22 protein-coding genes and 1 pseudogene are annotated in these 25,946 nt (G+C 60.2%); 16 read left to right on the top strand and 7 right to left on the bottom strand.

All coding sequences use genetic code 11. The features are described from left to right. Window positions 1–143: 143 nt before the first annotated feature. Together hisD and VGP39_RS23650 are read left to right on the top strand one after the other, a co-directional pair. Window positions 144–1,451: a histidinol dehydrogenase gene (gene hisD, locus VGP39_RS23655; RefSeq protein WP_327570524.1), complete on the top strand. Its 1,308-nt coding sequence runs from the start codon at window positions 144–146 to the stop codon at window positions 1,449–1,451. Then, on the top strand, window positions 1,448–2,221 hold the full coding sequence (locus VGP39_RS23650; RefSeq protein ID WP_327570523.1) for an SDR family NAD(P)-dependent oxidoreductase: 774 nt from the start codon (window positions 1,448–1,450) through the stop codon (window positions 2,219–2,221). The genes hisD and VGP39_RS23650 overlap by 4 nt, the downstream gene beginning before the upstream one ends. Before the next feature lie 146 nt (window positions 2,222–2,367). Here VGP39_RS23650 and VGP39_RS23645 read toward each other — a convergent pair whose 3' ends face one another. Continuing rightward, entirely contained in the window at window positions 2,368–3,519 is a 1,152-nt protein-coding gene (locus VGP39_RS23645; protein ID WP_327570522.1) for a zinc-dependent alcohol dehydrogenase, read from the bottom strand. A 617-nt stretch (window positions 3,520–4,136) separates the two neighbouring features. Between VGP39_RS23645 and VGP39_RS23640 the strand changes: the two genes are divergently transcribed. Then, window positions 4,137–4,832, top strand: coding sequence for a LuxR C-terminal-related transcriptional regulator (locus VGP39_RS23640; RefSeq protein ID WP_327570521.1), 696 nt, complete (start codon window positions 4,137–4,139; stop codon window positions 4,830–4,832). Here the strand turns inward: VGP39_RS23640 and VGP39_RS23635 are convergent. The 3 genes from VGP39_RS23635 to aepX form a co-directional block, all read right to left on the bottom strand. Next, window positions 4,829–5,296 (bottom strand): adenylyltransferase/cytidyltransferase family protein, encoded by a 468-nt coding sequence (locus VGP39_RS23635; protein WP_327570520.1) that lies wholly within the window; start codon window positions 5,294–5,296, stop codon window positions 4,829–4,831. The genes VGP39_RS23640 and VGP39_RS23635 overlap by 4 nt on opposite strands. Window positions 5,297–5,348: 52 nt before the next feature. Next, window positions 5,349–6,179, bottom strand: a complete 831-nt coding sequence (locus tag VGP39_RS23630) for a phytanoyl-CoA dioxygenase family protein (RefSeq protein WP_327570519.1) — start codon at window positions 6,177–6,179, stop codon at window positions 5,349–5,351. A gap of 69 nt (window positions 6,180–6,248) precedes the next feature. Further along, the gene (gene aepX / locus VGP39_RS23625) at window positions 6,249–7,163 is read right to left on the bottom strand and encodes a phosphoenolpyruvate mutase (protein ID WP_327570518.1); all 915 of its coding nucleotides are present in this window, start codon (window positions 7,161–7,163) and stop codon (window positions 6,249–6,251) included. Between the two features lie 266 nt (window positions 7,164–7,429). Here aepX and VGP39_RS28220 point away from each other — a divergent pair. The 12 genes and pseudogenes from VGP39_RS28220 to VGP39_RS23565 all read left to right on the top strand — a co-directional run. After that, window positions 7,430–7,774, top strand: a pseudogene (locus tag VGP39_RS28220) (alcohol dehydrogenase catalytic domain-containing protein); the annotation flags it as partial. Between the two features lie 42 nt (window positions 7,775–7,816). Continuing rightward, window positions 7,817–8,503 carry a zinc-dependent alcohol dehydrogenase gene (locus VGP39_RS23615; protein WP_327570516.1) on the top strand — a complete coding sequence of 229 codons (687 nt, stop codon included), beginning with the start codon at window positions 7,817–7,819 and terminating at the stop codon, window positions 8,501–8,503. Next, a complete protein-coding gene (locus VGP39_RS23610) occupies window positions 8,503–9,354 on the top strand; it encodes a transketolase (protein WP_327570515.1) in 852 nt (283 codons plus the stop codon). The genes VGP39_RS23615 and VGP39_RS23610 overlap by 1 nt, the downstream gene beginning before the upstream one ends. After that, the gene (locus tag VGP39_RS23605; RefSeq protein ID WP_327570514.1) at window positions 9,351–10,301 is read left to right on the top strand and encodes a transketolase family protein; all 951 of its coding nucleotides are present in this window, start codon (window positions 9,351–9,353) and stop codon (window positions 10,299–10,301) included. The genes VGP39_RS23610 and VGP39_RS23605 overlap by 4 nt, the downstream gene beginning before the upstream one ends. A gap of 39 nt (window positions 10,302–10,340) precedes the next feature. Then, window positions 10,341–11,573, top strand: a complete 1,233-nt coding sequence (gene pgk / locus VGP39_RS23600) for a phosphoglycerate kinase (RefSeq protein WP_327570513.1) — start codon at window positions 10,341–10,343, stop codon at window positions 11,571–11,573. Then, entirely contained in the window at window positions 11,570–12,727 is a 1,158-nt protein-coding gene (locus tag VGP39_RS23595; protein ID WP_327570512.1) for an iron-containing alcohol dehydrogenase, read from the top strand. The genes pgk and VGP39_RS23595 overlap by 4 nt, the downstream gene beginning before the upstream one ends. Window positions 12,728–12,765: 38 nt before the next feature. Next, window positions 12,766–14,475, top strand: coding sequence for a thiamine pyrophosphate-binding protein (locus VGP39_RS23590; protein WP_327570511.1), 1,710 nt, complete (start codon window positions 12,766–12,768; stop codon window positions 14,473–14,475). 47 nt (window positions 14,476–14,522) lie between these two features. Next, entirely contained in the window at window positions 14,523–15,725 is a 1,203-nt protein-coding gene (locus VGP39_RS23585) for an MFS transporter (protein ID WP_327570510.1), read from the top strand. Next, window positions 15,715–17,487, top strand: a complete 1,773-nt coding sequence (locus VGP39_RS23580) for a glycerophosphodiester phosphodiesterase family protein (RefSeq protein ID WP_327570509.1) — start codon at window positions 15,715–15,717, stop codon at window positions 17,485–17,487. Before VGP39_RS23585 ends, VGP39_RS23580 begins: the two co-directional genes overlap by 11 nt. Window positions 17,488–17,566: 79 nt before the next feature. Beyond that, window positions 17,567–18,640: an N-acetyl-gamma-glutamyl-phosphate reductase gene (argC, locus tag VGP39_RS23575; RefSeq protein WP_327570508.1), complete on the top strand. Its 1,074-nt coding sequence runs from the start codon at window positions 17,567–17,569 to the stop codon at window positions 18,638–18,640. 45 nt (window positions 18,641–18,685) lie between these two features. Next, window positions 18,686–19,660, top strand: coding sequence for an NAD(P)-dependent oxidoreductase (locus VGP39_RS23570; RefSeq protein WP_327570507.1), 975 nt, complete (start codon window positions 18,686–18,688; stop codon window positions 19,658–19,660). Between the two features lie 164 nt (window positions 19,661–19,824). Beyond that, window positions 19,825–20,712 (top strand): alpha/beta hydrolase, encoded by an 888-nt coding sequence (locus VGP39_RS23565; protein ID WP_327570506.1) that lies wholly within the window; start codon window positions 19,825–19,827, stop codon window positions 20,710–20,712. Here the strand turns inward: VGP39_RS23565 and VGP39_RS23560 are convergent, their stop codons facing one another. Together VGP39_RS23560 and VGP39_RS23555 are read right to left on the bottom strand one after the other, a co-directional pair. After that, entirely contained in the window at window positions 20,713–21,027 is a 315-nt protein-coding gene (locus VGP39_RS23560) for a phosphopantetheine-binding protein (RefSeq protein ID WP_327570505.1), read from the bottom strand. 43 nt (window positions 21,028–21,070) lie between these two features. After that, window positions 21,071–22,771, bottom strand: a complete 1,701-nt coding sequence (locus VGP39_RS23555) for a PhpK family radical SAM P-methyltransferase (protein WP_327570504.1) — start codon at window positions 22,769–22,771, stop codon at window positions 21,071–21,073. Window positions 22,772–23,013: 242 nt separating this feature from the next. Here VGP39_RS23555 and VGP39_RS23550 point away from each other — a divergent pair, with 242 nt between their 5' ends. Next, window positions 23,014–24,135 (top strand): enoyl-CoA hydratase/isomerase family protein, encoded by a 1,122-nt coding sequence (locus VGP39_RS23550; RefSeq protein WP_327570503.1) that lies wholly within the window; start codon window positions 23,014–23,016, stop codon window positions 24,133–24,135. 54 nt (window positions 24,136–24,189) lie between these two features. Here VGP39_RS23550 and VGP39_RS23545 read toward each other — a convergent pair whose 3' ends face one another. Further along, a complete protein-coding gene (locus VGP39_RS23545; protein WP_327570502.1) occupies window positions 24,190–25,911 on the bottom strand; it encodes an AMP-binding protein in 1,722 nt (573 codons plus the stop codon). Window positions 25,912–25,946 lie beyond the last annotated feature (35 nt).

The raw sequence follows: 25,946 nt of genomic DNA, 5'->3' as shown, positions 1-25,946 counted from the left end.
TGGAGCGTAGCGCAGGCTTCGGGTGAGGGGGCTTTCCCACGCTCGGACTCGCGGATGGACCCCTCACCCGGATTGCATCTGGCGATGCGATCCGACCTCTCCCCTGCGGGGAGAGGTGACTCAACGAACCCAGGAGACGCCCGATGCCAAAAGTTCTCAAGCGCGGCCGCGATGCCGCGCAGCGCTCCGAAGACGATTCAAAAGTCCGCGCCACGGTGGAAGGGATTCTGGCCGATATCGAAAAGCGCGGCGACGCGGCAATCCGCGAACTTTCGATCAAGTTCGACCAGTGGGACCGCGGGGATTTCCGGCTGACCGACGCCGAGATCAAGGATTGCCTGTCGCAATTGTCAGGGCGCAATCTCGACGACATCAGGTTCGCGCAAGAACAGGTGCGTAACTTCGCGCAGCATCAGCGGGAATCGATGCTCGACATCGAGGTCGAGACGCTGCCGGGCGTGGTGCTCGGCCACAAGCACATTCCGGTCAATTCGGTCGGCTGCTATGTGCCGGGCGGGAAATACCCGTTGCTCGCCTCCGCGCACATGTCGGTCATCACCGCGAAGGTTGCCGGCGTGGACCGCATCATCACCTGCGCGCCGCCTTATCACGGCAAGCCGGCGCCGGCGATCGTAGCGGCGCAGCATCTGGCGGGCGCCGACGTGATCTATTGTCTCGGCGGCATCCAGGCGGTCGGCGCCATGGCGCTCGGCACCGAAAGCTTTGAGAAGGTCGATATGGTGGTCGGTCCCGGTAATGCCTTCGTGGCCGAGGCGAAGCGGCAGCTGTTCGGCCGCGTCGGCATCGACCTGTTCGCAGGGCCAACCGAGACGCTTGTCATCGCCGACGAATCGGTCGACGGCGAGATGTGCGCCACCGATCTCTTGGGGCAAGCCGAACACGGACCGAACTCGCCGGCGATCCTGCTGACCAATTCGGAGCGGCTCGCGCGGGATACCATGGCGGAGATCGAACGCCTGCTGAAAATCCTGCCCACCGCGGCGATCGCGGCAAAGGCATGGGACGACTACGGCGAGGTGATCGTCTGCGACGATGAAGACGAGATGGTGCGGGAGGCCGACCGGATCGCGTCGGAGCATGTGCAGGTGATGACGCGCGATCCGGACACCTTCTTAAAAAAAATGACGAATTACGGCGCGCTATTCCTCGGGCCGCGGACCAACGTCGCCTATGGCGACAAGGTGATCGGCACCAACCACACGCTGCCGACCATGAAGGCCGCGCGCTATACCGGCGGCCTCTGGGTCGGCAAATTCCTCAAAACCGTCACCTATCAGCGGGTGCTGACCGACGAGGCTTCCACCATGATCGGCGAATACTGCTCGCGGCTGTGCATGCTGGAAGGATTTGCCGGACATGCCGAGCAGGCCAATATTCGCGTTCGCCGTTATGGCGGCCGCAACATTCCTTATGCAAGCGCCGCGGAATGACCGCGCCGATGATCCCGAAGACGCCGTCGTTCCGTCTTGACGGCCGCCGCGCGCTCGTGACCGGGGCCGGGCGAGGCATTGGTGCTGCGGTCGCCGCGGCTTTGGCGCAAGCCGGCGCCCATGTCACGCTGTGCGCCCGCACCACAAGTGAAATCGAGCAGGGTGCCACCGCGCTTCGCGACGCCGGCCTTGCCGCGGACTGGCTGGCGCTCGACGTCACCGATATTTCAGCCTTTGCGGAGGCGATGGCTGCCGCCGAGCCGTACAGCATCCTTGTCAACAACGCCGGCACCAACCGGCCCAATCCGTTCACTGCCGTCCCAGTCGGGGACTTCGACCATGTGATGGGTTTGAACGTACGTGCGGCGTTCTTCGCCGCGCAAGCCGTGGCGCGCCGCATGATCGAAGCTGGAGGCCCGGGCTCGATCATCAACATGTCGTCGCAGATGGGCCATGTCGGCGGCGCCAACCGCTCGCTGTATTGCGCGTCGAAATGGGCGATGGAAGGATTTTCCAAGGCCATGGCGATCGACCTCGCGCCGCACGGCATCCGTGTGAACACGCTGTGTCCCACCTTCATCGAGACGCCGATGACAAAGCCGTTTTTCGAGAATGCCGCCTTCCGGGACAGCGTGCTGTCGAAAATAAAACTCGGCCGGCTCGGCACCGTCGAGGACCTGATGGGCGCCGTGGTGTTTCTGGCGAGCGACGCGTCCGCACTGATGACCGGCTCGTCGCTGCTGGTCGACGGCGGCTGGACCGCGGATTGAAGGTAATGCGTAGGGTGGCAAAGCCAACGGGCCGCGCGAACGCGCGCCCGATGACAGGCTCCGCGTGCCCACCATTCAGGATAACAAATCTCGCGACGGTGAGGGTGGGCACGGCGCAAAGGGCGCTTTTTGCCCATCCTACGAATCTACTCCGCGGCGCTGCTGAGTGCTGCGGCCTCGCGCGTGGTGACGACCACCTTGATGGCGTCATCCACTCGGTCGCGGGCGTAACGCAGCGCCGTGGGAAGATCGGCAAGCGAAAACGTGTGGGTGTGAATCTTCGCCGCGTCGAACCGCTTGTCCGCCATCAAGGCCATCGCGCGGCGGGTGGCGCTCTGGCCCTCGCCGCGGATGCCGTAAACGTAGATGTTGTTCTTCACCAGGTGCGCCAGATCCATCGTCACCGGGTCGTGCGGGAACGCCGCGAGGCAGATCTTTCCGCCGCGGTTGGTCATGTGGATGGCTTCGTTGACCGTGCTTTCGGTGCCGGCGCACTCGACCACGTAGTCCGCGCCGATCCCGCCGGTGAGTTGTTTCACGATCTCGACCGCGTTCTCCCGCCCGACGTTGATGACGCGGTCTGCTCCGAGTTCCCGGCCGATCGCCAGCCGGGCGTCGCGAGTCCCGGTCAGGATCACAGGGTTCGCGCCCAACGCCTTGGCGACGGCCACCGCGAGCAATCCGATAGGCCCGGGGCCGATCACCACGACGCTTTCGCCGGCAACCAGTCCGCCGAGTTCGGTCAGGCCGTACATCGACGTTCCCGCGGTGACGACCAGCGTTGCTTCTGCGTCGCTCATGGTGTCCGGCACCCGCGCCAGCGTGTTGATATGATTGACCGCATACTCGGCGAAACCGCCGTCGGTCGTGAAACCGTTAGCGCGATGACCCTTTTCGGGCTCGCCGTAGTTCAGGCACGAGGTGTACATGCCCTGCCGGCATCGCTTGCACTGGCCGCAGCCGGCATGGATTTCCACGCTGACGCGTTCACCGATACCGTACTCGTCGACCCCCGGTCCAAGCGCGACAACCGTTCCCATGTATTCGTGACCCGGCGTGAAGTCCTTGTTGAAGGGCAGGCCGCCTTGAATTTTCGCCGGCGATCCCGAATGGATGATTTCAAGGTCGGTGGCGCAGATTGCAACCGCATCGATGCGGACCAGAACTTCGGCGCGCTTTGGCGCCGGTGTCGGCTTGTTGCGCAGCTGAAGTTGATCCGGATCGCAGAGAACCCAGGCCTTCATCTGCTCGGGAACGGAAAATTCAGGCGATGTCTTGACGCCGGCGGGGTCATACATTGGAGCGGTTCCTGTTTCGTCGAAAGCTTAGCCGAATTTCGGCCGTTGCGCGATCAGTGTTGTGTCTGTTGTCTCCGGGCCCAGAATGGATGATCTGAAAAACGCGTCTCCAGTGCGTAGTATTGGCTTAGGTCCGAGCTTTGGCGTTTCCTTATCGGCAATCGATGCGATTCCGTCAGGCGCTGCGGGCCTTAATGGCCGCCTGCGTGAGCAGCAAGAAGCGGCTTCAACCGACAACGCGGTCGATACTGCAGCTGGGTGCGGTCACTAATTAGAACCTAAAAAAATAGGCGTAAAAAGTCAGTCGAAGTCTTAGAAAAGACATTTCAATCTCAGATTGTATAGTTGAACGGGCGCGATATTTTCAGCGCCGCCATCCGATCAGAGAGCAAACGTGGCGAAAGCCGGAAACGGGTTTTCCGGCGGATGTTCGGTCCGACCAACGCATTATTGAACTGTAGTCGCCGTAAAGCATGGGAGCTGCACGTCAAGATCAATATGCAGCCGTTGTGGGGGAGTACGACATGTCGACCAGTTTGGGCAGTTGCCGTGCCTTCGTCGCCATCAATGTCATATCGCGCGTTGCACCGTTACAGTGATTTGCGGGCGGATCGCAGATGGATTTCGAGCATCAATTGATGCTGGCGCGGTCCGAAGAAGAGGTATTCTCGATCATCCTGGCCGTTTCAGATGAAATCGGCTTTCCGTATTGCTCGTACTGTATCGAAATGCCGATTCCGTTTTTTAAGAGAAATATCATCCAGTACGATAATTTTCCGCACCCTGCACAAACGCCGCAGCTAACGCGTCGCGGCCGGTCCAGGACCAACAGCGCCGATTCGCAATCGGCGAAACCAAAACAATTCAGGCGTAGCGCTTACTCGGACAGGGCGCTGATGACACCGGCGGTGGCCGATGCGACCGGGCTTCGGATCGCCTGGACGAGGGTAATCTACAGCCGCAACGGCACCTTCGGCGTTCTTTCACTCGCCAAAGACGCCGGACGCAGGGGCGTGAGTGTTTCAGGACGAAAATGCCTGACGCTGGACCGGCTGTTTCTGTCCACCCATACCAAGTTTGCAAGTATTCTGCTCAAGAAGTTCCTTCCCGAAAGTATGACGAAATTATCCGCTCGTGAACTGGAGGTGATTCGCTGGGCAAGCGAGGGCAAAACGTCTATCGAGATCGCGGTGATCATCGGCGTTTCGGTGCCGACGGTAAATTTTCATATCAAGAATATTATTGAAAAGATGTATTGCGTAAACCGGGCGCACGCGATCGCAAAGGCCATTGCCCTCGGGTTTTTGAGCTAGATATTCGTTTGAGCGGCCCCGTTTGAACCGGCGTGCGCCGCGGCCGTTGCAGACGCATGCTGCGAGATGATCTTGTCGAGGATCGACGTAGTGCTTATCGAGGCAGTGTAGGGCAACAGGGAAAGATTGACGTCTTCTTTGAGAAGAAAATTCTCGTCAAGCCGAAGCTGTTTCAAATACGAGCTGCGCTCCCATTCATCGCCATGCACGATGGCGCGAATATTCCATAATCCGATAAAGGGCTTGATGTCGAATGTGTCGCGGATCCGGGCGTCATCGACAAATCGGCAAGCCTTTATGATTTCGAGTCGGCAATGCTCGTCGTAGATCGGTTGCCGCTTGTATTGCGCAGTCAAGGCGTCGCTGTTGACGACCACGAACAAGCGGGTGCCCAGGCTGCGCGCGCGTTTCAGCAATCTGACATGGCCGACATGAAACAGGTCGAAAACGCCGACCGCAAGCACATGGCAATTCCGAGTCTTTGGTTGCGTCACCGCTTGCTCCGAATTTCCGATGTCAGACAGCGATGACCGGAAACCGCTCATGCAAAAGCGGCTTGTCAATCTCGAGCCCGAGATTGACCGTTCGATGGTTCGGCGCCCCGGTATAGAGCGCTCCGGCAGGGGCCCATTGGGTGAGATAAACCCAGCGTGGCGAATCGGTGGTGTTCGCGGGTGCGCAGTGGACAACGGCAAAATCGTGCACCGTGGCGTCTCCGGGTCGCAAATCGAGCGGCGGAGAAATCTCATATTGGTCGAGCAGCCAGGGATTTTCGTCGATCAAGGACACGCCGTCGGTCCGGTTTGAGAAACGGCCGAACAGGCCGGCACGATGCGTGCCGTTGAGAAAGCGCATCGCACCTTTTTCAGGAGGGCAATCGACGAGCGCGGCCCAGATGCCCAGCGCTCCGTGCCTGTCGAACGGATGGTGCGGCAGGTCCTGGTGCCAGGGCGTCTCGGTCCCCATTTTTGTCGCGGGGACTTTTACGAACATCTGGTCGAAATAGAACCGGACGCTGACGCCCATCAGGCGGGTCGCAATGCGGGCCAACTCGCGCGAATGACTGACGGCACAAATCCACTCGTCGTGATAGGAGCAGCTGTCCCAGCGGGAATACCATTTGAACGCGTCGGAAACCCGTGAGCCCGGGTCCGCGCGGCTGACACTGAGCGGATCCTGACCCATCCGCTCCTTTGCCCGCTGCAACAGTTTTTCGACAATCTCCGGCGCGAACAGTTTTTCGAGTTTTACCCAGCCGTTTTTCTTGTAGTGCTCGATCTCGTCCTGGGTGACATCCCGGATTTCCCGGGCGATATCCCGAATTTCGGAAACACAGTCGCTCGACATTTTCGCTCACTCCATATCATGGTCGTCGCATCGCAATGCCTGGCCGCAGCCCTACTGCGCCAGCACTCGTCATCTCGTGCCGGGAATGAGATCCAGAATTTCGTCGATCTTCGTGCAATACGGCTCGATCTCGAGTGTCCGTCCGCATCGAAGAATTTCGCTCGCGACTCTCTGCATTGCCACGTACGCCGAGCGCAGCATATGGTTGGCGTAGATGACAATGTTAAAGCCGGCATCTTCCAATTCCGAGAAATGCGTGGCCGCATAACTGGTTGGCACGCACACCAAGGTCACGTCGGGAAATTTGGCCCGGAACTGCTCGGCAAACTGCAGGACCTCTCCTGGCGTTGTACTCCGGCTATGAATCATGATCCCGTCGGCGCCGGCATCCACATAGGCGTCGGCGCGCTCGAGTGCATCTTCCATTCCTGCGTCGAGGATCAGGCTTTCGATCCGCGCTATGATCATAAAATCGTCACCGACCTGCGCTGCCTTGCCCGATCTGATCTTGTGGCAGAAATTCTCGATGGAATCCTGTTGCTGATAGACGTCGGTTCCCAGCAGGGAATTCTTCTTAAGCCCGATCTTGTCCTCGATGATGACCGCCGAGACGCCAATTCGCTCCAGCGAGCGAACGTTAATGACGAAGTGCTCGACCTTTCCGCCGGTATCGCCGTCGACGATGAGGGGAGTCGTTGTAACTTCAAAGATATCATTGAAGTTCGAAACGCGATTTCGAATGTTGATCATTTCAATGTCGGGTTTGCCGAGCAGCGTGGAGTCCGTGAGCGAACTCGACCACAAAGCGTCATAAATGACGCGTTCGCCTCTGGAATCGTCCTGAATCGCCGCATGTTCGGCGACCAGAGCTGACAGCGGACTGTGGGCTTCGAGAACCCTTAGGCATTTTTTGTTGCTTAAGGCGCGGCGAAGCTGCCCTTTCCGCGGGTCGCTCTCAACTCTTCCCAGAAGTGACTGCAGCATGTTGATACTCCTCACAGAGCCGTTACAGTGGTGTCATACGCCTGTATTAATTGTATGATCTGGTGCAGGGGCGGCGACAGATCTGCATCGTCCGGCTTGGCCTTTCAGCGGACCTTCGAGGCATCCGGCCCGGATTCGACCTCCATCCAAACAGCATCTATGCGGTGCCACTTGCCGTTCGAGCGCAACTATCAAATTTGATAGTTGGCAATCTCGGGTTGCATGGTGAACTGCGTGGCCACGCTTTGGCTTCCTTTGGGTGAGTCATGAAGACAGAAGCCGCCATGTTGTCCGACGTTGGCCGTATTCGGATGGTCTCGCTTCAGCTGCCGCCGCTTCGGCCCAAGGACATATTGGTCGAGGTCGAGATGACCGGCCTGTGCGGATCCGATATGGCGGTCTACCTGGGAAAGCACGCGTTCAAGAAGCCTCCGATTGTCCTTGGCCATGAGTTTTCGGGAATAGTCCGCAAGGTCGGCGAAGCAGTTACCGCGGTCAGAACCGGCGAACGCGTGTGTGCGGCGTCCTTCACGCATTGCGGAAACTGTGACGCCTGCCGGCGTGGAAACACCCAGCTTTGCCGGAGCAAGCGCGTCATTTGCACCGGAGATTGGCACGGTTCGTTCGCGTCTCATGTCAACGTAACCGAAAACATGGTGACGCCGCTGCCGCACGGCGTCGACCCGGAGCGGGGGGTACTGGTCGAACCCTTAAGCATCGGCCTGCATGCGATGCGGTTGCCGGGGGCCATGACCGGGAAGCGCGTGGCGATCATAGGCACCGGAAGCGTCGGCCTCGCCTGCCTGCTGGCTGCGAAAAAGCTCGGCGCGGCCCGGATCGTCTGCGTCGACAAAGGCGAATTCAAACGAGGGATCGCAGCGCGGCTGGGCGCCGATGGATATGTCGATGCACGGTCGGAAAACGTCGTCGGCAGCACGCTGGACGTTCTGGGCGTGGAGGCCGACGTTGCCGTGCTCGCCTGCAGCTATGACGATATTTTTGCGCACGCAAAAATGCTGACCAGGCCGGGGGGCGATGTCGTCGCCGTTTCATATTTCGATTCAAGCGTTCGGCTGAACCTGAACGACTTCCTTCGTTCCGAGATCACGCTTCGTTTCTCATACTGTTCGACGCCGGGCGATTTTCTGGAGGTGATCGACTGGCTTTCCCTGGAAGGCTTCGATCCGACGCCGATCGTGACCCACAGGGTTTCGCTGTCTGAGGCGGACTGTGCGCTCAAATTGAAAAAGGAAAATCCGGAACAAGTTGGAAAGATGATCTTCGATCTTTCTGACCGCGGCAATCCGCGGCCGGAGTATTTTGGCTGGGGATCGAGCTGATGCCGGAACGGAACGCGATGGCGCGGCGCAAGCTCGAAATCGACGATGGCGAGGTGAATTCCATCCGCCGCCTGTCGAAGCAGGTGAGGGCGTCGGTGCTCACGATGCTCCATCACACCCGGATGGGGCATGCCTCGGCCGATCTGTCATCGACCGATATCCTAACCGCGTTGTACGGGGGAGTCCTTCGCGGCACCACGGCCGATCCCGATCGCGATCGCTTCATCATGAGCAAGTGTCACGCCGCGGCGGCGCTCTACAGTGTGCTCAGCGCCAGGGGATACTTCCCGAAGGAAGAATTGCTGACGCTCGGGCAACCGCACTCCCGGCTGTGTACCTTGGTATCGACGCGAGCGCCCGGGGTCGAACTCAGCACCGGCGCCCTCGGGCATGGGCTCGCCTTTGCGGTGGGCGCCGCCATCGCAGCGAAGATGGACCGCTCGAACCGGAAAATCTACGTCCTCACGGGTGATGGCGAGCTGCAGGAGGGCAGCAACTGGGAAGCCGCCATGTTCGCCTCCACCAGAAAGCTCGACAATCTCACGCTGGTGGTGGACCGCAACAGGTCGCAAAAGGGCAAAAGCACGGAAGACGTCAGCGCGCTGGAACCGCTGGCGGATAAATTCCGAGCGTTTGGCTGGGCGGTCGTCGTGGTCGACGGCCACGACATCGGCGAACTGCTGCGCGTGTTTCGCGCGCCCGCCGTGACGCAAAAGCCGACCTGCATCCTGGCGGAAACCGTCAAGGGCAAGGGGGTGTCGTTCATGGAGCAGCGCCTGGAGTGGCACTCCAAGCGTCTGGACGATCAGGACCTGAAGCGTGCGCTCGACGAGATCGGGAGTGAGACATGACGATATCCGATCCCGGCATGGATTGCGCGCAGGCCTTCGCAAGAACGCTGCTCAGCCTGGCCGCGGTCGATGAGCGGATCTGCGTGGTGGTGAATGACTCCACCGACACCAATCATCTCGATGCGTTCGTTGAAACCTATCCGGAAAGGGTCGTCGACGTCGGTATCGCCGAACAGAACATGGTCGGGGTCGCGGCGGGGATCGCCAACTCGGGACGAATTCCGTTCGTTCATTCCGCCGCGTGCTTTCTGACGGGGCGCGCCCTCGAACAGATCAAGATCGACGTTGCCTACAACAATGCAAACGTCAAGTTGTGCGGCTTTGTTGCCGGTCTCGCTTACGGTCCCTGCGGTGGTACGCATCATGCGGTCGAGGATCTGGCCTGGACGCGATCCATACCAAATCTCGATGTGTTGGCGCCGGCAACGCCGATCGACACCGCCGCGGTCCTTCGCGCCGAGCTGAAGCGGCGGGGACCTGCCTATCTGCGCATTATCAGTAAAGTGGTGGTGCCAGAGGTGTTCCAGGCGTCTCGCGAGTTCGAACCATCATCATGGCTCTGCCATGGATCCGATGTCGCCTTGATCGGTACGGGGCTGACGACCTCGCGGCTGGTCGAGGCTGCCCGCTGCCTGGTGGATAAATCCGTCAGCGCCGGGGTACTTCATATCTGTTCCATCTCTCCCCTGGATCACAACGTCATTGCGGAGGCCGCCAGAACCTATCGCCGGCTGGTTGTTGTCGAAGAACACGTGACCAACGGCGGGCTTGGTGGCGCCGTGAGCGAAGTAGTCGTTCAGACCACTCCGGTGCCCGTACTGCTAATCGGGGTGCCCAACGTGTACGCGCCGATTGGTCCCGCCAGTTTTCTGTACGAGCACTTCGGCCTTACCGCCCCGCAAATTGCGGATCGGGTAGCAGCCTGGCTGGATCTGCCGCGTCAATAGCTTGGTCTCTCGCCGTGGTACCGGATAAGGATTGGCTCAATGGGCAACGCCGCTCTTCAGCTGCCGGAGCAGAATTTCAAGTGGCGGTCGGTCCCACTGCTGCAATTTCGCGCGGTCCGGCCCGGCGAGCGCTGGATCTTCTCGGCCGGATTCAATGTCCGCCCGGACTTGCAGGAAACCTCACGAATCGACTGCGAGCTTGCGGATATCCGGCACATCAGTCTTGCCGGCGGGCGGGTGGCCATCCTCTCGCACCAGGGAGACTTCGGCAACGGAACGGCGCTGCCGCTTGACTTCGTGGCACACTACCTCGCCACTTATCTCGGTCAGCCCGTAACTTATGTGCCCGAGTGTGTCGGTGATGCGGCAATTGCCAAATCGCGTTCGATGCGTGATGGAGAGGTTACGGTATTTGGAAACACACGACATCATGACGGTGAGCAGACCAACAACCAGCAGCTCGCAAGCGCGTTTAGCGAACTGGGAGAGTTTGTTGCGGTAGCCGGCTTTTGCAAAGCGCATCGGGCACATGCGTCCAATGTGGGAATTCTTCAGTTCCGCCCCGGCTATCTCGCCTCGAGCGTCATAAGCCAAATCCATCAGCTGTGGCCCTGGACCGAGCGTCGCCCCGAGCAGTTTTCCGTCGCCGTACTCGGAGGCAGAAAGGAGGAGAAGCTCAAAATCGCCTTGTGCGGTTTCAGCAAGATCTATGACCTGATCATTCCCGGCGGCGTTGTGCTCAACTGTATTCTCAAAGCGTTGGGTTACGATGTCGGCGGCTCGTACCTCGGGGAGAACAAGACCGCGAACCTTGAATCTGCCGAAAAGGCGCTCCGCGAGGCGGACGCTGATATCTTCGTGCCGAGCCAAGTCATCGTCGCGGCGAAAAACGGGGGCTTTTCCCAGGCCGGCAAGCTGATCGCCATCCGCGACGGCGTTGATCAAGACGATGCCATCGTCGACTTCGTGCTCGACCGCCAAGTCTCGCTCGCTCTGCGGCGGCTGGTCAAGTTTCGCGGCCGAATGATCATAGCCGGGACCCCCGCCAGATATCGTGAGGGCTTCCATACCGCGTGTGATCCGATTCTGACCGCGGCTCGCGCCCTCGGCAATCGGGCGATCTTGCTTGGCGGGGACACGATTGCGGACCTCCCATTCGACGGCACCAAGTCTGTGGGGGGAGGGTCGGCGCTTCAATACATCTGTGACGGAGAGCTGCCGATCCTTGGAGCGCTCGTCGATCGGTCCGGCCCTAAGGAGATCCGGGCATGACATTCGATCACTTTATTCCAACGAGGATCATATTTGGCCGCGGACGGTTGAAGGAGCTGGCCTCGATAGCGGCGCCGATGGGACGATCCGTCTTGATGGTCTGCGGCCGCCGTTCCGTGCAGGCAAGCGGTCTTCTGAGAAGCTTGCGCGCGGCGCTGGTTTCGCAGGACATGGCTGTCCACATTTTTGACGGCGTATCGCCAAACCCGAGATCCGATGAGGTCGACGCCGCTGCTGTGGTCGCGAGGCGGCAAGGCTGCGACATGGTGATCGGCGTCGGGGGCGGCAGCGCGATCGATGCCGCCAAGGCGGCCGCGGTCAGCATCGACTACCAAAGCGTACGCGAAATTATCGGCGAAATCGTCCCGGCAACCGTTCGAAGGCTTCCCGTCATTGCCATACCGACGACGGCCGGCACCGGCGCGGAAGTGACCAAAGGCGCCATTATCAAGGATGTCGTCCGGGGGTTTCGCTCCGGCGTTCGCGGTGACGGCGTTTTTCCCAATGTGGCCCTGGTTGATCCGGATCTCAGCGAGAGCATGCCGAGAAACGTTGCTTGCGCCACCGCGTTTGACGCGCTCACCCATGCCATCGAAAGCTATATCGCCAGGGCCGCGACACCGATCACCGATGTATTGGCGGAACAGGCGATCGGGCTTTTCGCGACGCATTATGGCGCGCTGGCGGACGGCAAGCTCGATGCGGCCGGCCATGACGACCTGTGCCTTGCCGCGCTGATAGGCGGCATCAACATTGCAAACCTCGGCAGCTGCCTGCCGCATCGACTGCAGCAGGCCATGGGGTCGGTCGACCGCATCGAAACCTCGCACCCTCAGGGTCTGGCGGCGGTCTATCCAACCTGGCTACGGCACGTGCGGCCGTTTGCAAAGGCGCGCCTCGACCGTGTCGCGCATCTCCTCCGGTTTCGACCTGACGACATTGCCGGCGAGATGGCTGGCCTGATCCTGCGCCTTGGAATGTATCCGGCCATCGGATCGTACGGCTATGTGCGCGCCGACCTGAATACCTTCCGGTCGGGGATCAGCGGAAACCTGAAGAACGATCCGATCGATGGGATCGGTCCCGAACTGATCCGGTCGATCTACGCGGAGGCGTTCCAGGCGCCTGAATCGGTCGTTGCCGCTGCAGGCTAGGAAGATACGGACGATGTTTTAATGGCGGGAGAGCTTCGATGACAGTGGCTGAATTCGTCGCGCAGTTTCTGCGGGAGCGCTGCTTCGGTACGGTATTCATGCTGTCCGGAACCGGATCGATTTTTCTCGACAACGCGATCGCGAAAGAGAAGGGGTTGTCGTACATCTGCAGCCGTCACGAAGCGACCGCGGCAATCATGGCTGCGGCAAGTTCGAAGATTTCGGGAAAGGTTGGCGCCGTAATCGTCACGACAGGTCCGGGAGCGGTAAATGCCATCGCCGGCGTAATTGAGGCGTGGGTCGATTCAATTCCGCTGCTTGTCATTTCGGGACAGGTGTCCAACGCCCAGATAGCACCGAGGGCCCGCACTTTCGGTATCCAGGGATTTAACATCCTCGGCGTGGCCTCACCGATGACAAAGTATTCGGCGATCGTTCGAGATCCGAAGTCGATACGCTTTCATCTGGAAAAAGCTTTTCACGAGGCCCAGGCGGGCCGCCCTGGACCTGCGTGGCTCGACATACCGTTCGACGTGCAGTCCAGCGAGATCGGGGACCCCGCTCACCTCAATCAGTTCACCGCTGCCGTGCCCGTCATCAGCATCTCCGCGACCGATTCCGTTGCGCGCGTCATCGACTTTCTTCGCGCATCCCGCCGTCCGGTTTGCGTCCTTGGCCAGGGTGTACGCCAGAGCGGTGCGACCGAAGCATTCCGCCAATTGATCGATACGTTGCGGATCCCGGTCGTGGCGACGCGCGCGGCGCTTGGCGTCATGACGGACAGTCATCCGCTCTATATGGGACTTGGCGGAATCAAGGGACGCCCGCATACCGGGCTTGTGCTGGAGAAAGCTGATCTGGTCATCAGCCTCGGCTGCAGCCTGTCGCACGGATTCGCCGGCGACGCCTGGGACGCATTTTCGCCGTCGGCCAAGATCGTGATGGTCGATTTCGACGCCGCCGAACTGGATAAGGTCAGGCAACACGTCACCTTGCCGATCCTGCTCGACGTCAAATTGTTCATCGATGAGCTACTCGATGCCGCGGACAACGTCGCGCTTCCGCGTCATGGTGAGTGGATCGCCGAATGTCAGAAGGCAAAGGCCGCCCATCCGGTGCTTCGCTCCGACCAATATGGCGACCCCATCAACTCCTATCACCTCATTCAACGCCTGGAAGCTCACGCCAACGAGGGGCACATTTTCGTGAGTGATACCGGAGGCGCCTACTACACGACCGGCCAGGCCTTGAAGTTCGATCGCAATCAACGCGAGCTGACATCCGTCGCGTTCGCCAATATGGGCATCGCGCTGCCGCTGGCAATTGGCGCGGCGGCGGGGGATCCAACCGCCGAGATCATATGTGTCTCGGGAGACGGATCAATCGAAGTGAATATTCAGGAGCTCCGCACCATCGTGCAGCATGGCCTTCCTATCAAGGTGTTCGTCATCAACAACGGCGGATACGGATCGATCCGGGATTCGCAAGACGAGTTTTGCAAGGGAGAATATACGGACGACACCGAAGTTCTGGATTTCGAGAAGGTCGCTTCCGCCTTCAATCTGCCATTCACCCGAATTGCGTCGGTAAGAGACCTGGATTCCAGCATTGCTCGCGTGCTGTCGCGGCGCGGCCCGGAATTTGTCGAGGTCATTTGCGATACGCAGCAAAAGATCGCCGTTCCCCTGCGCGAGCGCACGACAAGGAAGACGCTTGGCCACCACCTCGTGGCATCGGCCGCAGGCTAGGCTTACTCCTTTCAATGCGGAACCTTGTTCGACAACAGGCCATTCCCATGCAGTTGAAGCCGTCCGTGGGAGATCCCGATGCAGAGGAGAAAGGCCTGAAGATCACCGCTGTGGTGATCGCAAACTATTATGCCGCGCTGTACGCATCGGTCGCCGTGATCCTCACCTTCTTTCCACTGTGGATCCAGCGGCGCGGTCTGACGGCGCCGCAAATCGGCACGATCCTCGCCATTGGGCACCTGGTGAAGGCCGTCAGCATTCCGCTGTCGAGCCATGTTGCAAGCCGATTGGGCGGCGAGAAGCGTTTCGCGCTTTTCATGATCGCGCTGACACTGGCCGCCACGTCGACCTATCTCTGGACTTCCGACTTTACGACGGTGTTTGCCGCCTATGTCGTGGTCACCGCCTTCTCCTGCAACATCATGCCGCTCGGAGAGTCGCTGGTGCTCCCGATCATCAAGCGCCGCGGCTACGACTACGGCTCGCTGCGGCGCTGGGGTTCGATATCGGTGATTCTCGTCTCGATCGCGGCGGGAGCGGTGGTCGACCTGTTTCCCATCGACAGCGTGATCTTCATGCTGTTGTTGTCCTACGCGGTACTGTTCGTCTCGGTGCTGCCCTTGCCCGCCGCGCCGGCAAGCCACGGCCAGCAGAGCACAGCACCGCTGCCTTCGGTGCTTCGCACGCCCGGATTCATTCTGTTCCTTTGCAGCGCCGCCACGTCGCAGGCGGCCCATGGATTCTTCTACGGCTACGCGACGATCTATTGGCTGTCCGGCGGAATTTCCGGCCAGACCGCCGGCCTGCTGTGGGCGGGAGGCGTCGCATCCGAGGTCGTGGTGTTTTCCTACGGATGGCGGTTCGCGGCGAAGTGGCCGCCCGAGAAGACCATCGCGATTGCCTGCCTGATCGGCGTCGCGCGATGGAGCCTGCTTGCCAGCAGCGGCGGAATCGGGACCGCGATCATCGTTCAGGCGATGCAGGGCGGCACGCTCGCGCTCACCCAGATGGGCGTCGCAAATTACCTCAATCAGCACGTTCCCGGCCGGCTCATCGCCGCCGCGACCGGGTTGTATGCCTGGTGCGCCTATTCGGTTTTCATGGCGGTATCGGTCTTCGTCGCCGGCAGATTTTACAACGAGCTTCACGGCGGCATTTTCGCGCTGGCGGCGGGCGCCTGCTGCTGCGCCGCGGTTTGTGCATACGCGCTGATCGGTCAGATACGATTGGAGAGCCGCCATGTTGTCTGACCGTCGATGGCAAAATCCGGTCATTCCGAGGTTCGCCGAATTTCCCGGCGGTCGCCCCGAATGGTATCTCAACAAGCCCATCATCCATCGGGGATTGCATAACATCTTCGAAGGGGTTGTCGAACATTCACGCACCGCGATCACACGCGCGGTCGCCGCCGGCCTGCCGATCGAGGTCGACATCCAGAATTCAGCCGATGACGGCAATTTCATATTCCACGACTTCGTCCTGCATAAGCTGACCAACGGCAAGGGCGAGTTTCGGGAAGTCAAATCGGACGTGATCCGGTCCTTCAGCCTTATTCATACGCAGAACGAGCCGATCATGACGCTCGAACAGCTGCTTGAGCTTGTCGACGGCCGGGTGCCGATCATGATCGAGTTCAAGAACCGCGAGGTGGTGATTCCGCCGGGCATCGCCGAGGCGGCGCGAATACTGAGCCTTTACAAGGGCGAGTTTGCCGTGCAGGCGTTTAGCCCGATCCTGATGGAATGGTTTTATGAGCGCTACCCGAAATTCACGCGGGGCTTGATCACTTCCGATACCGACATCCTCGAGGCCCGGGACCATTACATCCTGTGCATGCTGCGCAACCGCATCAAGCCGCATTTTCTTGCCCACGAAATGTCCTTGCGCAATTGCTGGACCTTCCAGTGGGTCTTCGAGCAGGACCTGCCAATTCTGGCGTGGACGGTGCGCGACGACGACGACTGGGACGTCGCAAGGGGGTTCGCGGACAACATCGTTTTCGAATTCATCGCGCCGGACAAGGAAGATTGGCGAAAACCGTCCGAAACGAACTGGCGCACGGAAGCGGGCGAGCGGATCGACCGCCGAGCGCGCAGGAACCAGCCGCCTCGCCTGAAACACGACGGCTCCAAGGGCATCCTGCCGTGGTGGGCGAAGAACCGAAGCTGGCCTCCGGTGCCGGATCGCAAGCCGCTCAGTCCGTCGCTGGAGACGGCATCGTTCTATGACGCGCCGCTGTTTCTGCTCAGTGCATTTGAAAACAAGCGCGAGATATACAAGAGCGAGCCGCATTATCGTGCCGCCTGGCTGGATTGGACACGGGTCTTTGGCGAGGCTGCGGTTGGGCAGGCACAAAAGTCGGCTCTGGTATTGTTTCGGGCCGACGTAATCCTGGCCGGGCGCGGTCTTGCCATCGTCGAAACATTGCGGCGCAACGGCTTCGTGGCGAAACAGGCATTTGAGACCCGTCTGGATCGCAACACCTGCCATGAACTGGCGCGGCATGACTGGATCAACGCAGCACGCGAACGGATCGAGCTTGAGGTCGAGCTGTTGATGCTGTGTCCGCTGGTCGGAATATTTTTGGAAGACAGGGCGCCGATCGACGGCCTTCCCGCAGCGGTGCGGCTGTGGTGCTGCATTGACGAGGCGAAAGCCGGCGATGTTGCCGCGGCATCAAGCCTGGCGGGGTTGATCAAGGCGGATGAGCCGCTCGACATGCTTCGTTTCGCCGGAGTCCTGATGGACACCCCGTCGCGCCGCGCTTGCTTCGAAAGTTTGCGAACGGCAAACCCGTTTCAGCGGCAGCAACCGGCCGAACGATTGAACTCGCTGCTCGACCGGCCGGTACGGCCCGCGGCAGACGGCGCGCCCTGCAGCGCCACGCGAAGGCTTCACGAGCTTGATGACTTAAGATCGAAAGCGCAACTGGCGCTGCCCGACAAGGCGCGGCCGTTCGAACCTCTTACCTCGGCCGTTGCCTCCCGGGTCTGGATTGCCCGGGCGAGATGACCGCCGGGAATGAAGAGGGTCTGCAGAGACAAGCGTTGCATAAGGAGTCCCGACGATGAGTAACACCATTGCGGCCGCCGTGATCGGCGCATCCGGATATGCCGGGGGCGAATTATGCCGGCTGCTTCTGCAGCATGAACATGTCGGGACCATCATGGTCACAAGCCGGTCGGCCATTCCGTTTGAGCAAACCCACCCGAATCTGGCCGGCTGCGGACTCGAATTCGTGACCTTCGAAGCTGCCGCGGCGGCAGCCAAATCCCTCGACGTGGTGTTCTTCTCCACGCCGTCGGGCCAGGCGATGAACCAGGCCGGGATCTTTCTGGATGCCGGCTGCCGCGTGATCGATCTCGGTCCGGACTTCCGTTTCCCGAACGCCGAGGCGTACAAGGCGGTGTACGGATGCGACCACGCGGCGCCCGAGCTGCTCGGACAAACGGTTTACGGCGCGACCGAGATATATCGCGACCGAATCCGCGACGCTCAACTGATAGCCAATCCAGGCTGCTATGCGCTGACCTGCCTTCTGGGCCTGCTTCCCGCCGTTCGCGCCGGCGTGCTGGACTTCTCCGGCGATATTCATGTCAGCGCTACAAACGGTACCACCGGATCAAGTTCGACGCCCAGCCGGGAAACCAGTCACGTTTCGGTCGCGAACGGCATGCTGCCGTATAGTCTCAATGGACACCGGCACGGTCCTGAAATGGAATACTACCTGTCGACGTTGGCAGGCCATTCGGTGTCTCTGGTGATGAACACGTTTCATGGCCCGTTTCCACGAGGAATCCAGGCGGTCATCACCGCCAAGCCATGCCGCGACTACCCTGCACCGTTATCTCGGGGTGCACTAACCGAGCTTTATCTCAAGGCCTATGGATCCGGTACTGGCGGTGAGTACTTCATCGTGGTGAATCCGTTCGAACGGCAGGGCAAGAAGAACGACAAGGAGTATCATCTGTATCCGAACGTGGCTCGCCTTGCCGGATCGAATTTTTGCCATATCGGTCTCGATTTTGATCCTGAACGCTCCCGCGTGAAAATCGTCTCGGCGATCGACAATCTCGGCAAGGGCGCGGCCGGATCGGCGGTTCAGAATATGAACGTCATGTTTGAATTCTGCGAACAGACGGGGTTGAGGGCATTCGGACTATAGGCCGGTGTCGAAGGCCTGTCGGAGTAATCAAGCCGGAGAAGCAAAATGCTGCAACGAAGTCAGCGCCAGCCGATCACGATAGGACTGTTCGGGCAATTCGATGCCTCGGTGAAGGAATATCTGTCGTCATGTCAGATCATCGAGCGCGAAACGGTCGAAGGATTTTCCATCAACTCGGTGATTCCGGAACTGGACGGGATCATATTGCGCAGTCCTTTCAAGCTCGATGACGAGGCAGCGTCTCTCGCAGGCCGCTTGAAATGGATCGTCCGCGCCGGCTCGGGTACGGACAACATCTCGCCGTTGTTCACGGCGCGCGGCGTTATCGTGCGAACCACGCCGATCAACGCTTATTCGGTTGCCGAACTCGTCATCGCGTTGGTCCTGAGCCTGCTGCGCAACATTCGTGTCGGCCATGAATCGCTCCGGCAGGGGTTGTGGAGCAAGCATGCGCTGGTGGGACGGGAATTGCGGACCAAGACGATCGGAATTTTGGGCTATGGGCGGATCGGGCGCGAAGTCTCGCTGCTGATGCGATGTTTCGGGACGACCATCCTTGCTTTTGACAGGACGCCGACGACGCTTGAAAAGCTGCGCGTATCGCAGCTTTCCGGCACGCGGCTGGTTGCGATGGAAACGGTACTCGCAAATGCCGACATTGTCGTTTGCTGCCTGCCCGGTACGCCGCAGACATCCGGTCTTTTCAACAAGGCGCGGCTGCAGTCGATGCGGCCGGGCGCGTTGCTGATCAATGCAGGGCGCGGCTCGCTGATCGATCTGGAGGCTCTGACGGCCGCGCTGGAATCCGGAAGGCTTGCCGGCGCGGCGCTGGACGTATTTCCCGCCGAGCCCCCGGGCCGGATCCGGCTGCTGGAAATGCACAACGTTGTGTGTACCCCGCATTTGGGCGCGCAGACGCTGGAAACCCATAAGGCGATCGGGGCGGGCGTCATCAATCATCTGCTGGATTTGCTGTCGGATGAAGTTGAGATCGGCGTTATGGCGTCGGACAACCGATAGGTGTAAAGACAGACCGACGAGCCGAAGACGGCGGCTCATTGCGAACGCAAGGCGATTCTGTGTCTACACAGTTCACCAGCACCTTGACGACAGACGGTGCCGTCGTGCTGGAACAACGTGTTATTCCGATTCCCACGACGGTTAGTCCGGAGGCGCGGCTGGTCATGGCGACGCCATTCGGCTTGCCAGCCCGATCCCGGCCGGAATCGGTGGCCGAATGGAAGTCCTACATCGCCAGCCTCGAAGTGTTGATGAAGCGGCTGGAGGCGCAGGCCTCCGCGCTCTATCCGATGAAAGCCGAGCGGAGCACGCTTGCCGGGGTCAAGATCATCACGCTGGAGCCGCCGGAGATTCCTCCCGAGAACGCGGCCAAAATGCTGATCAACATGCACGGCGGCGCTTTCATCCTCGGCGCCGACAACGCGCTTGAGGCGCTTTCGACCGCCGCGGCAGCGCGCATGCGCGTCACCGTCGTGGACTACCGCATGCCCCCGGACCATCCTTTCCCTGCTGCGCTTGAAGATGGTGTCGCGGTTTATCGTGGGCTGCTCGACCGATATCGTCCAGCCAGCATCGGCATCTTCGGCGCCTCCGCTGGCGGCAATCTGGCCTGCACGGTGGTGCTCAGGCTGCGCGAATTCGGGCTGCCTCTGCCGGCGGCAATCGTTGTCAGCACGCCCGGCGCGGACCTGGCAAAATTTGGCGACAGCTGGCGGACCAATGACGGGCTTGACCGGGTCTTGACCGATTCGGTAGTCGCCACGGACATTTACGCCAACGGACAGGATCTTGAAAATCCGCTGTTGTCGCCGGTTTACGCGGACTACAGCAAACCTTTTCCGCCGGCGCTGCTGCTGACGGGCACGCGCGACATGCTCCTCAGCAGCACCGTCCGGCTGCACCGCGCGATGCGCCGGGGCGGGGCCGACGCCGATCTTCATGTATTCGAAGGGATGTGGCATGGTCTGCCGACGTCGTTCGATCTGCCGGAGCATGCCGAATACAAGGAGCTGATCGTGCGCTTCTTCGCCCGCTGGCTTGCGTCGCGATGATCAGGCAGACGCCGCCGCGCCGTCGCCGCGTGAAACAAGATAACTCGCGAGCGAATCGATCGTTCGGTACTCGAACAGCGCCGTAACCGCGACGTCGCGTTTCAAAAGCTCGCTCAGCTTGAGCTGCAATCGCACCAGCAATTGGGAATGGCCGCCGAGATCGAAAAAATCATCGTAAATGCCGACGCGATCGATCGCCAGCACGTCGGTCCACATTCCGACCAGCGCCTTCTCGAGTTCCGACCTGGGCGCGGCGTAGCCAGCCGGCGCGAGCGCTGCTTTCAAGCAAACCGGCGCCTTGTCATTCGCGATCATCTCATCGTCTCACTTCGCAATACTCGCCTAATCAAATGCGGCGTCACGCCACCGCCTGCTCGAAAGATCCGAATTTTTCTCGCAAGCCAACCGTCGTCAGCCGTTCGATCCTCGTGATCGGCGACAGATCGATGCTCTCAAGCCGCGTTCCGGCCGCGACCTGCCGCAGCGTCGAAGCCAACTCCGGGCTCAATTCCGTCTGATTCAGCATGAGCTTCGCCTTGATCGAGGCATTGAAGCCGCGAATGAAGGTGTCGACGCGCCGCTCGCTGAATCCGTGGCGCTGCAGATAGAAGATGGCCCATTGCTCGAATCCGTGCTGCGGAAGCCAGACCGAATTCCGCACCGAAGCGAACATCCAATCGATGATCTCACTGGCGCGGCCGCTATCCATTGTCGCGTGCTTCCAGGAGAATCCTTCGCCGCTCAATCCGAGCGTCTCGCGGTTCTTCCATGCATCGGTGATCGGATCGAGGTAGAGCAGATTGGCCCGATAATAGTTGGGAGCGGTGGTTTCCAGGAGATCGACCGTCTGCTGGACGGTGTCGAGGGTTTCGCCGGGGAAGCCGACCAGAAGCGACACGTAGGTCGAAATTGAAACCTCGCGGAATTTCTTGATCGCGCCGAGATAGTCGCTGCGCCGCGCCGTCTTGTTCATCTTCTTGAGCATCGCGTCGCTGCCGGACTCGACCCCGAGGAAAACGCCTTCGCAGCCGGCCTTTGCCATCAGATCGATGGTCGCATCATCGCCATGATCCGCGCGATAAAAGCAGTTCCATCGGAATCCGTAATTGCGCTCGATCATCAGCCGCAAGATGTCGCGAAAGCGCTTTTTCGGCACATTGAAGGTGTCGTCGATGAAGGTCAGCGTCGTCACTGAATTGAGCTCCGCGATCGAGTCGAGGTGGCGGCCGAGTTCGGCGACGTCGACGTAAACGTACTTTCCGGCGCGTTGCGGAAAACCGCAGAAGGCGCAGGCAAACGGGCAGGACTTTGCGCTGCGCAGCGAAACGAATTGTCCGATCGCCTGATTCCCGAACAGGGCGTAGTTGACGGGCTCGTCCGCCAGTTCATTCCGCTCCGGCGAAACTGCGGTGAAATCGAACCCGCCCGGCCGGCGAAAAGCAAGATTTGGCACTTCATTCAGGTCGCTGCCATCGCGCAGCGCGCCCAGTACCTTGGCGAGCGTCGCCTCGCCTTCGGAACTGTTGATGTAGATGTCTCCGCCGACAAATTCGAACAACGTCGCCAGATTGGCCTGGTCATAGACCTTCGACTGATTGGAGATGTACGGGCCGCCTATGATGATCGGACCGGCGAATCCCTTCGCCCGAATGAACTGCACGATCTCCCGCACCGGGTAGGGCGACACGTAAAACGTCGTCGTGATAGCGATCGCATGCGGCGTTTCGGTTTCGAGCTTGGCAGCAAATTTAGCTTTGTCGCGATGCACGAGGTTGACATGATCGACGTTGAAGCCACGCTTGTGCAGAAAGGAGCTGAGATACAGGATCGCCGACGAGATAAAGTCGGAATTGTCGAACTTCTTGGTCACCGGCGGGGTCGACGTGCCGAGAAAATAGTTCAGCAAATCCATGCAGCGATACGGCTTACCCTCCATTTCGATGAAGGCCAGGTTGAGGTCCCGGTACGCACCCGAGCCCTTTCCCATCGCCCGCACGATTTGCAGGGAATCGCTAAAGATTGAATCGTTGTATCCTACAAGCAAACAATCGGCGGCCATGGCAGCACCCGCTTGTTGTATGTTTTGGAACCTTCCGAGTCGGCGATGTTGCGATCGCGCGCGTATCGAACCCAAAGGTTGCCTTCAAGAACTCTTACGGCCGAGTCCAATAACGTGTAGACTGAGGTTACGCTCTCTTTAGTTGTATACAACCATCGGTCGCATTGTCCTCGATGTCAAGTCCTGATGTCTGCAAGGTAATGTGAGTGTCGAGCTGCTGGTCTCTGAAAAGAGTCAAAATCATGAAGAAGTCGGAGTGCAATGACATGGAAGCGTCGGCTCGCCCCGGCAGTTCCGAAGTTTTTTTCGAAACCCACGGAGCGGTCGCGATCATCGTGCTGAGCCGGGTTGAGGCACTCAATGCCCTCACCCATGCCATGTGTATTGAGATCGATCGCAGGCTTGCCGCGTGGGCAAATGATCCCGAGATCGCCGCGGTGGTGATACGAAGCGCGAGCGACCGGGCGTTCTGCGCGGGCGGCGATGTGCGGGCGCTTTATGACAGCGGAGTTGCCTTAAAACAGGGCAGGGCGGAAGGCAAGGTCGCGCAGGATTTCATTCGCGATGAGTATCGAATGAACCGCCGGATCAAGACCTACCGTAAACCATACATTGCCCTGATCGACGGCGTCGTCATGGGAGGCGGCGTTGGCGTCTCGGTGCACGGCTCGCACCGGGTCGTGACGGAGCGAACTGTTTTTGCCATGCCGGAGACCGCGATCGGGCTGTTTCCGGATGTTGGCGGAACGTATGTGTTGCCGCGGCTTCCGCGCCAGATCGGCGCCTACCTTGGTCTCAGCGGGACGCGCATCAAGGCCCCTGACCTCGTTGCATTCGGTCTCGCCACGCATTTCGTGGCCAGCGCGAGATTCGGCGGCCTGCTGGAGGCTCTTATCGGCGCGGACTGGCGCGGCAACGCCTGCGATATCGCCGACAAGGTGATCCAGGCGCGTTCGGAGCCCGCCGGTGAAGCCAATCTCGCGCCCCATCTTGACGATATCGAGCGCTGCTTTTCGCACGACGACGTGGCGGCCATACTGGATGCGCTGGACGCGACGGGAACCACGGTGACCACCGAAGCGGCGGCGAGAATCCGGACCATGTCGCCCACCAGCCTGAAACTCACCCTGGCGGCGAACCGGCGCGGCCGCCAGCTCGCATTTGATGACTGCATGGTGCTGGAGTATCGCCTGATCCAGGCGGTTCTTCTCTATCCCGATTTTTACGAGGGCGTGCGCGCGCTGTTGATCGACAAGGACCGCAAACCGAAATGGGATCCGTCGCAGCTCGATGCAATCGATGCGGCGATGCTGGACCGGTACTTTGTCGTTCCGCCACCTGGCGATCTGACCTTTGTAGACTGATTCCGCCATTCCAGGCGGCGGTATTCGTGGCGTCGTCCGCAATTGCCGTTAACCTCAGGCTTGCCCAGCCTCGTGGGCCATCAGCTGTTTCTTCGACAGCTTGCCCGCGGGCGTCTTTGGAAGCGAGGTCCGAATCTCCATGGCGATCGGGATCTCGTAGGCCGCCAGGCGATCGGCAAGGAATGCCCTGAGCTCATTGTAGCTGAAGGCGGCATGACCCGGCTTGAGGACAATGAATGCCTTCGCCAACTGGCCGAAGGTCGGGTCGGGAATGCCGATCACCATCACCTCGGCAACCGACGGATGATGATAGATCGCCTCTTCGATGTTGCGCGGAAAGACGTTGTAGCCGCCGGAGATGATCATGTCCTTTTTGCGGTCCACCACGGTGATGTGGCCTTGCGAATTGATGAAACCGATATCGCCGGTATGAAAACGGTTGTCCCGAAACGCCTCTTTTGTCGCCTCGGGTTTGTTCCAGTAGCCCTTCATGATGTGCGGGCCCTTGAAGCAAATCTCGCCGAGTTGGCCCAACGGCAATACCTCGGAGCCGTTTTCAACATCGACAATCTCGACCATGACCCCCGGCAACGGCGGGCCGACGTTGCCGGGAGTGGGCTCGAGTTCCCGTGCCTGCATCGTACCCACGCCAGTGGTTTCGGTAAGGGCGTAGCCTTCCCGCGGCGCTACTCCGGTCAACTCCTTGAACCGGCGGATCACCTCGACGGGCAGCGGCGCGCCGCCCGATGTGCAGAATTTCATCGAGGAAAGATCGACTTCCGCGGTCTTCGAATGGCCGGCGAGGATCGTGTACATGGTCGGCACGAAATGAAACAGGCTGATCCTGTTCTCGGTCACCGCGCGAAGGATCTTGCTGCCGTCGAATTGAATCTGCAGGACGGCTTCGACCCCCGTGGCCAGCGCCAGCAACAGGAAGGAAAGGCCGGATATATGAAAAAGCGGTGTTACCACCAGCCGCTTGTCGGTTCCGTCCGGTTGCGGCGCGCCGAACCAGCGGCCATACATGCCGATCATCGCAGACAGGTTGCCATGGGTCAGCATCGCACCCTTGGGATCGCCGGTGGTGCCGCCGGTGTAGAGCAGGGCTGCCACATCTTCTTCTGGCCGGCCGCGCGGATAGGACGCAAAGACGCCGTCGCTCGCCGTCAGTTGCGTGAAATCGACCTCCCACCCCGCGCTTCCCGATCGCTCCTTCAGGGAGGGCGCCAGCGACTGTGCGACCGGTTTCGGCAGAAAATCCTCGAGGCTGCAAACGACAAGCGTTCTTAGCTTTGCCTTGCCCATGAGTGCCGCGGCATGCGGATAGAGCAACGGGGACGCCAGCGTGACCATCACCTCCACCGCAGCATCGGTAAGCTGGTATTCAAGTTCCCGCGGTGCGGCGAGCGGGCTGAAATTGACCACGCATCCGCCGGCCATCAACACGCCGAAGAAACAGATGATGTGATGCGGGGTGTTGGGGAGATGCAGCCCTACGTGGATGCCAGGACCCACTCCGAGCGCCTGGAATCCCTTCGCGGCGCGCGCCGCATAGCCGTACAACTCACGGAAGGTCAGGGTAAAGCCGTAAAAATTCAACGCGGTGCGGTCCGGCCACTGCGCAGCGGCGTTCTCAAGCAGGCTCTCGACCGGCACCTGGCGCATCTGTTCGCGCCACGAAATGTCGGACGGGTAGAATTCCTCCCAAACCTGCCGTGCGTCGGCGCCGCTGGAATCCTGCAACGACGTCGGGGCGACCAGATCGCTTTTCGTCATTGAGATTCTCCTTAACCGATTGAATCAATTCAACC

Source organism: Bradyrhizobium sp. (assembly GCF_036009065.1).
Taxonomy (GTDB): Bacteria; Pseudomonadota; Alphaproteobacteria; order Rhizobiales; family Xanthobacteraceae; genus Bradyrhizobium.
The sequence above is the reverse complement of the archived record's forward strand: the minus strand, read 5'-3'. Positions and strand labels throughout refer to the sequence as shown.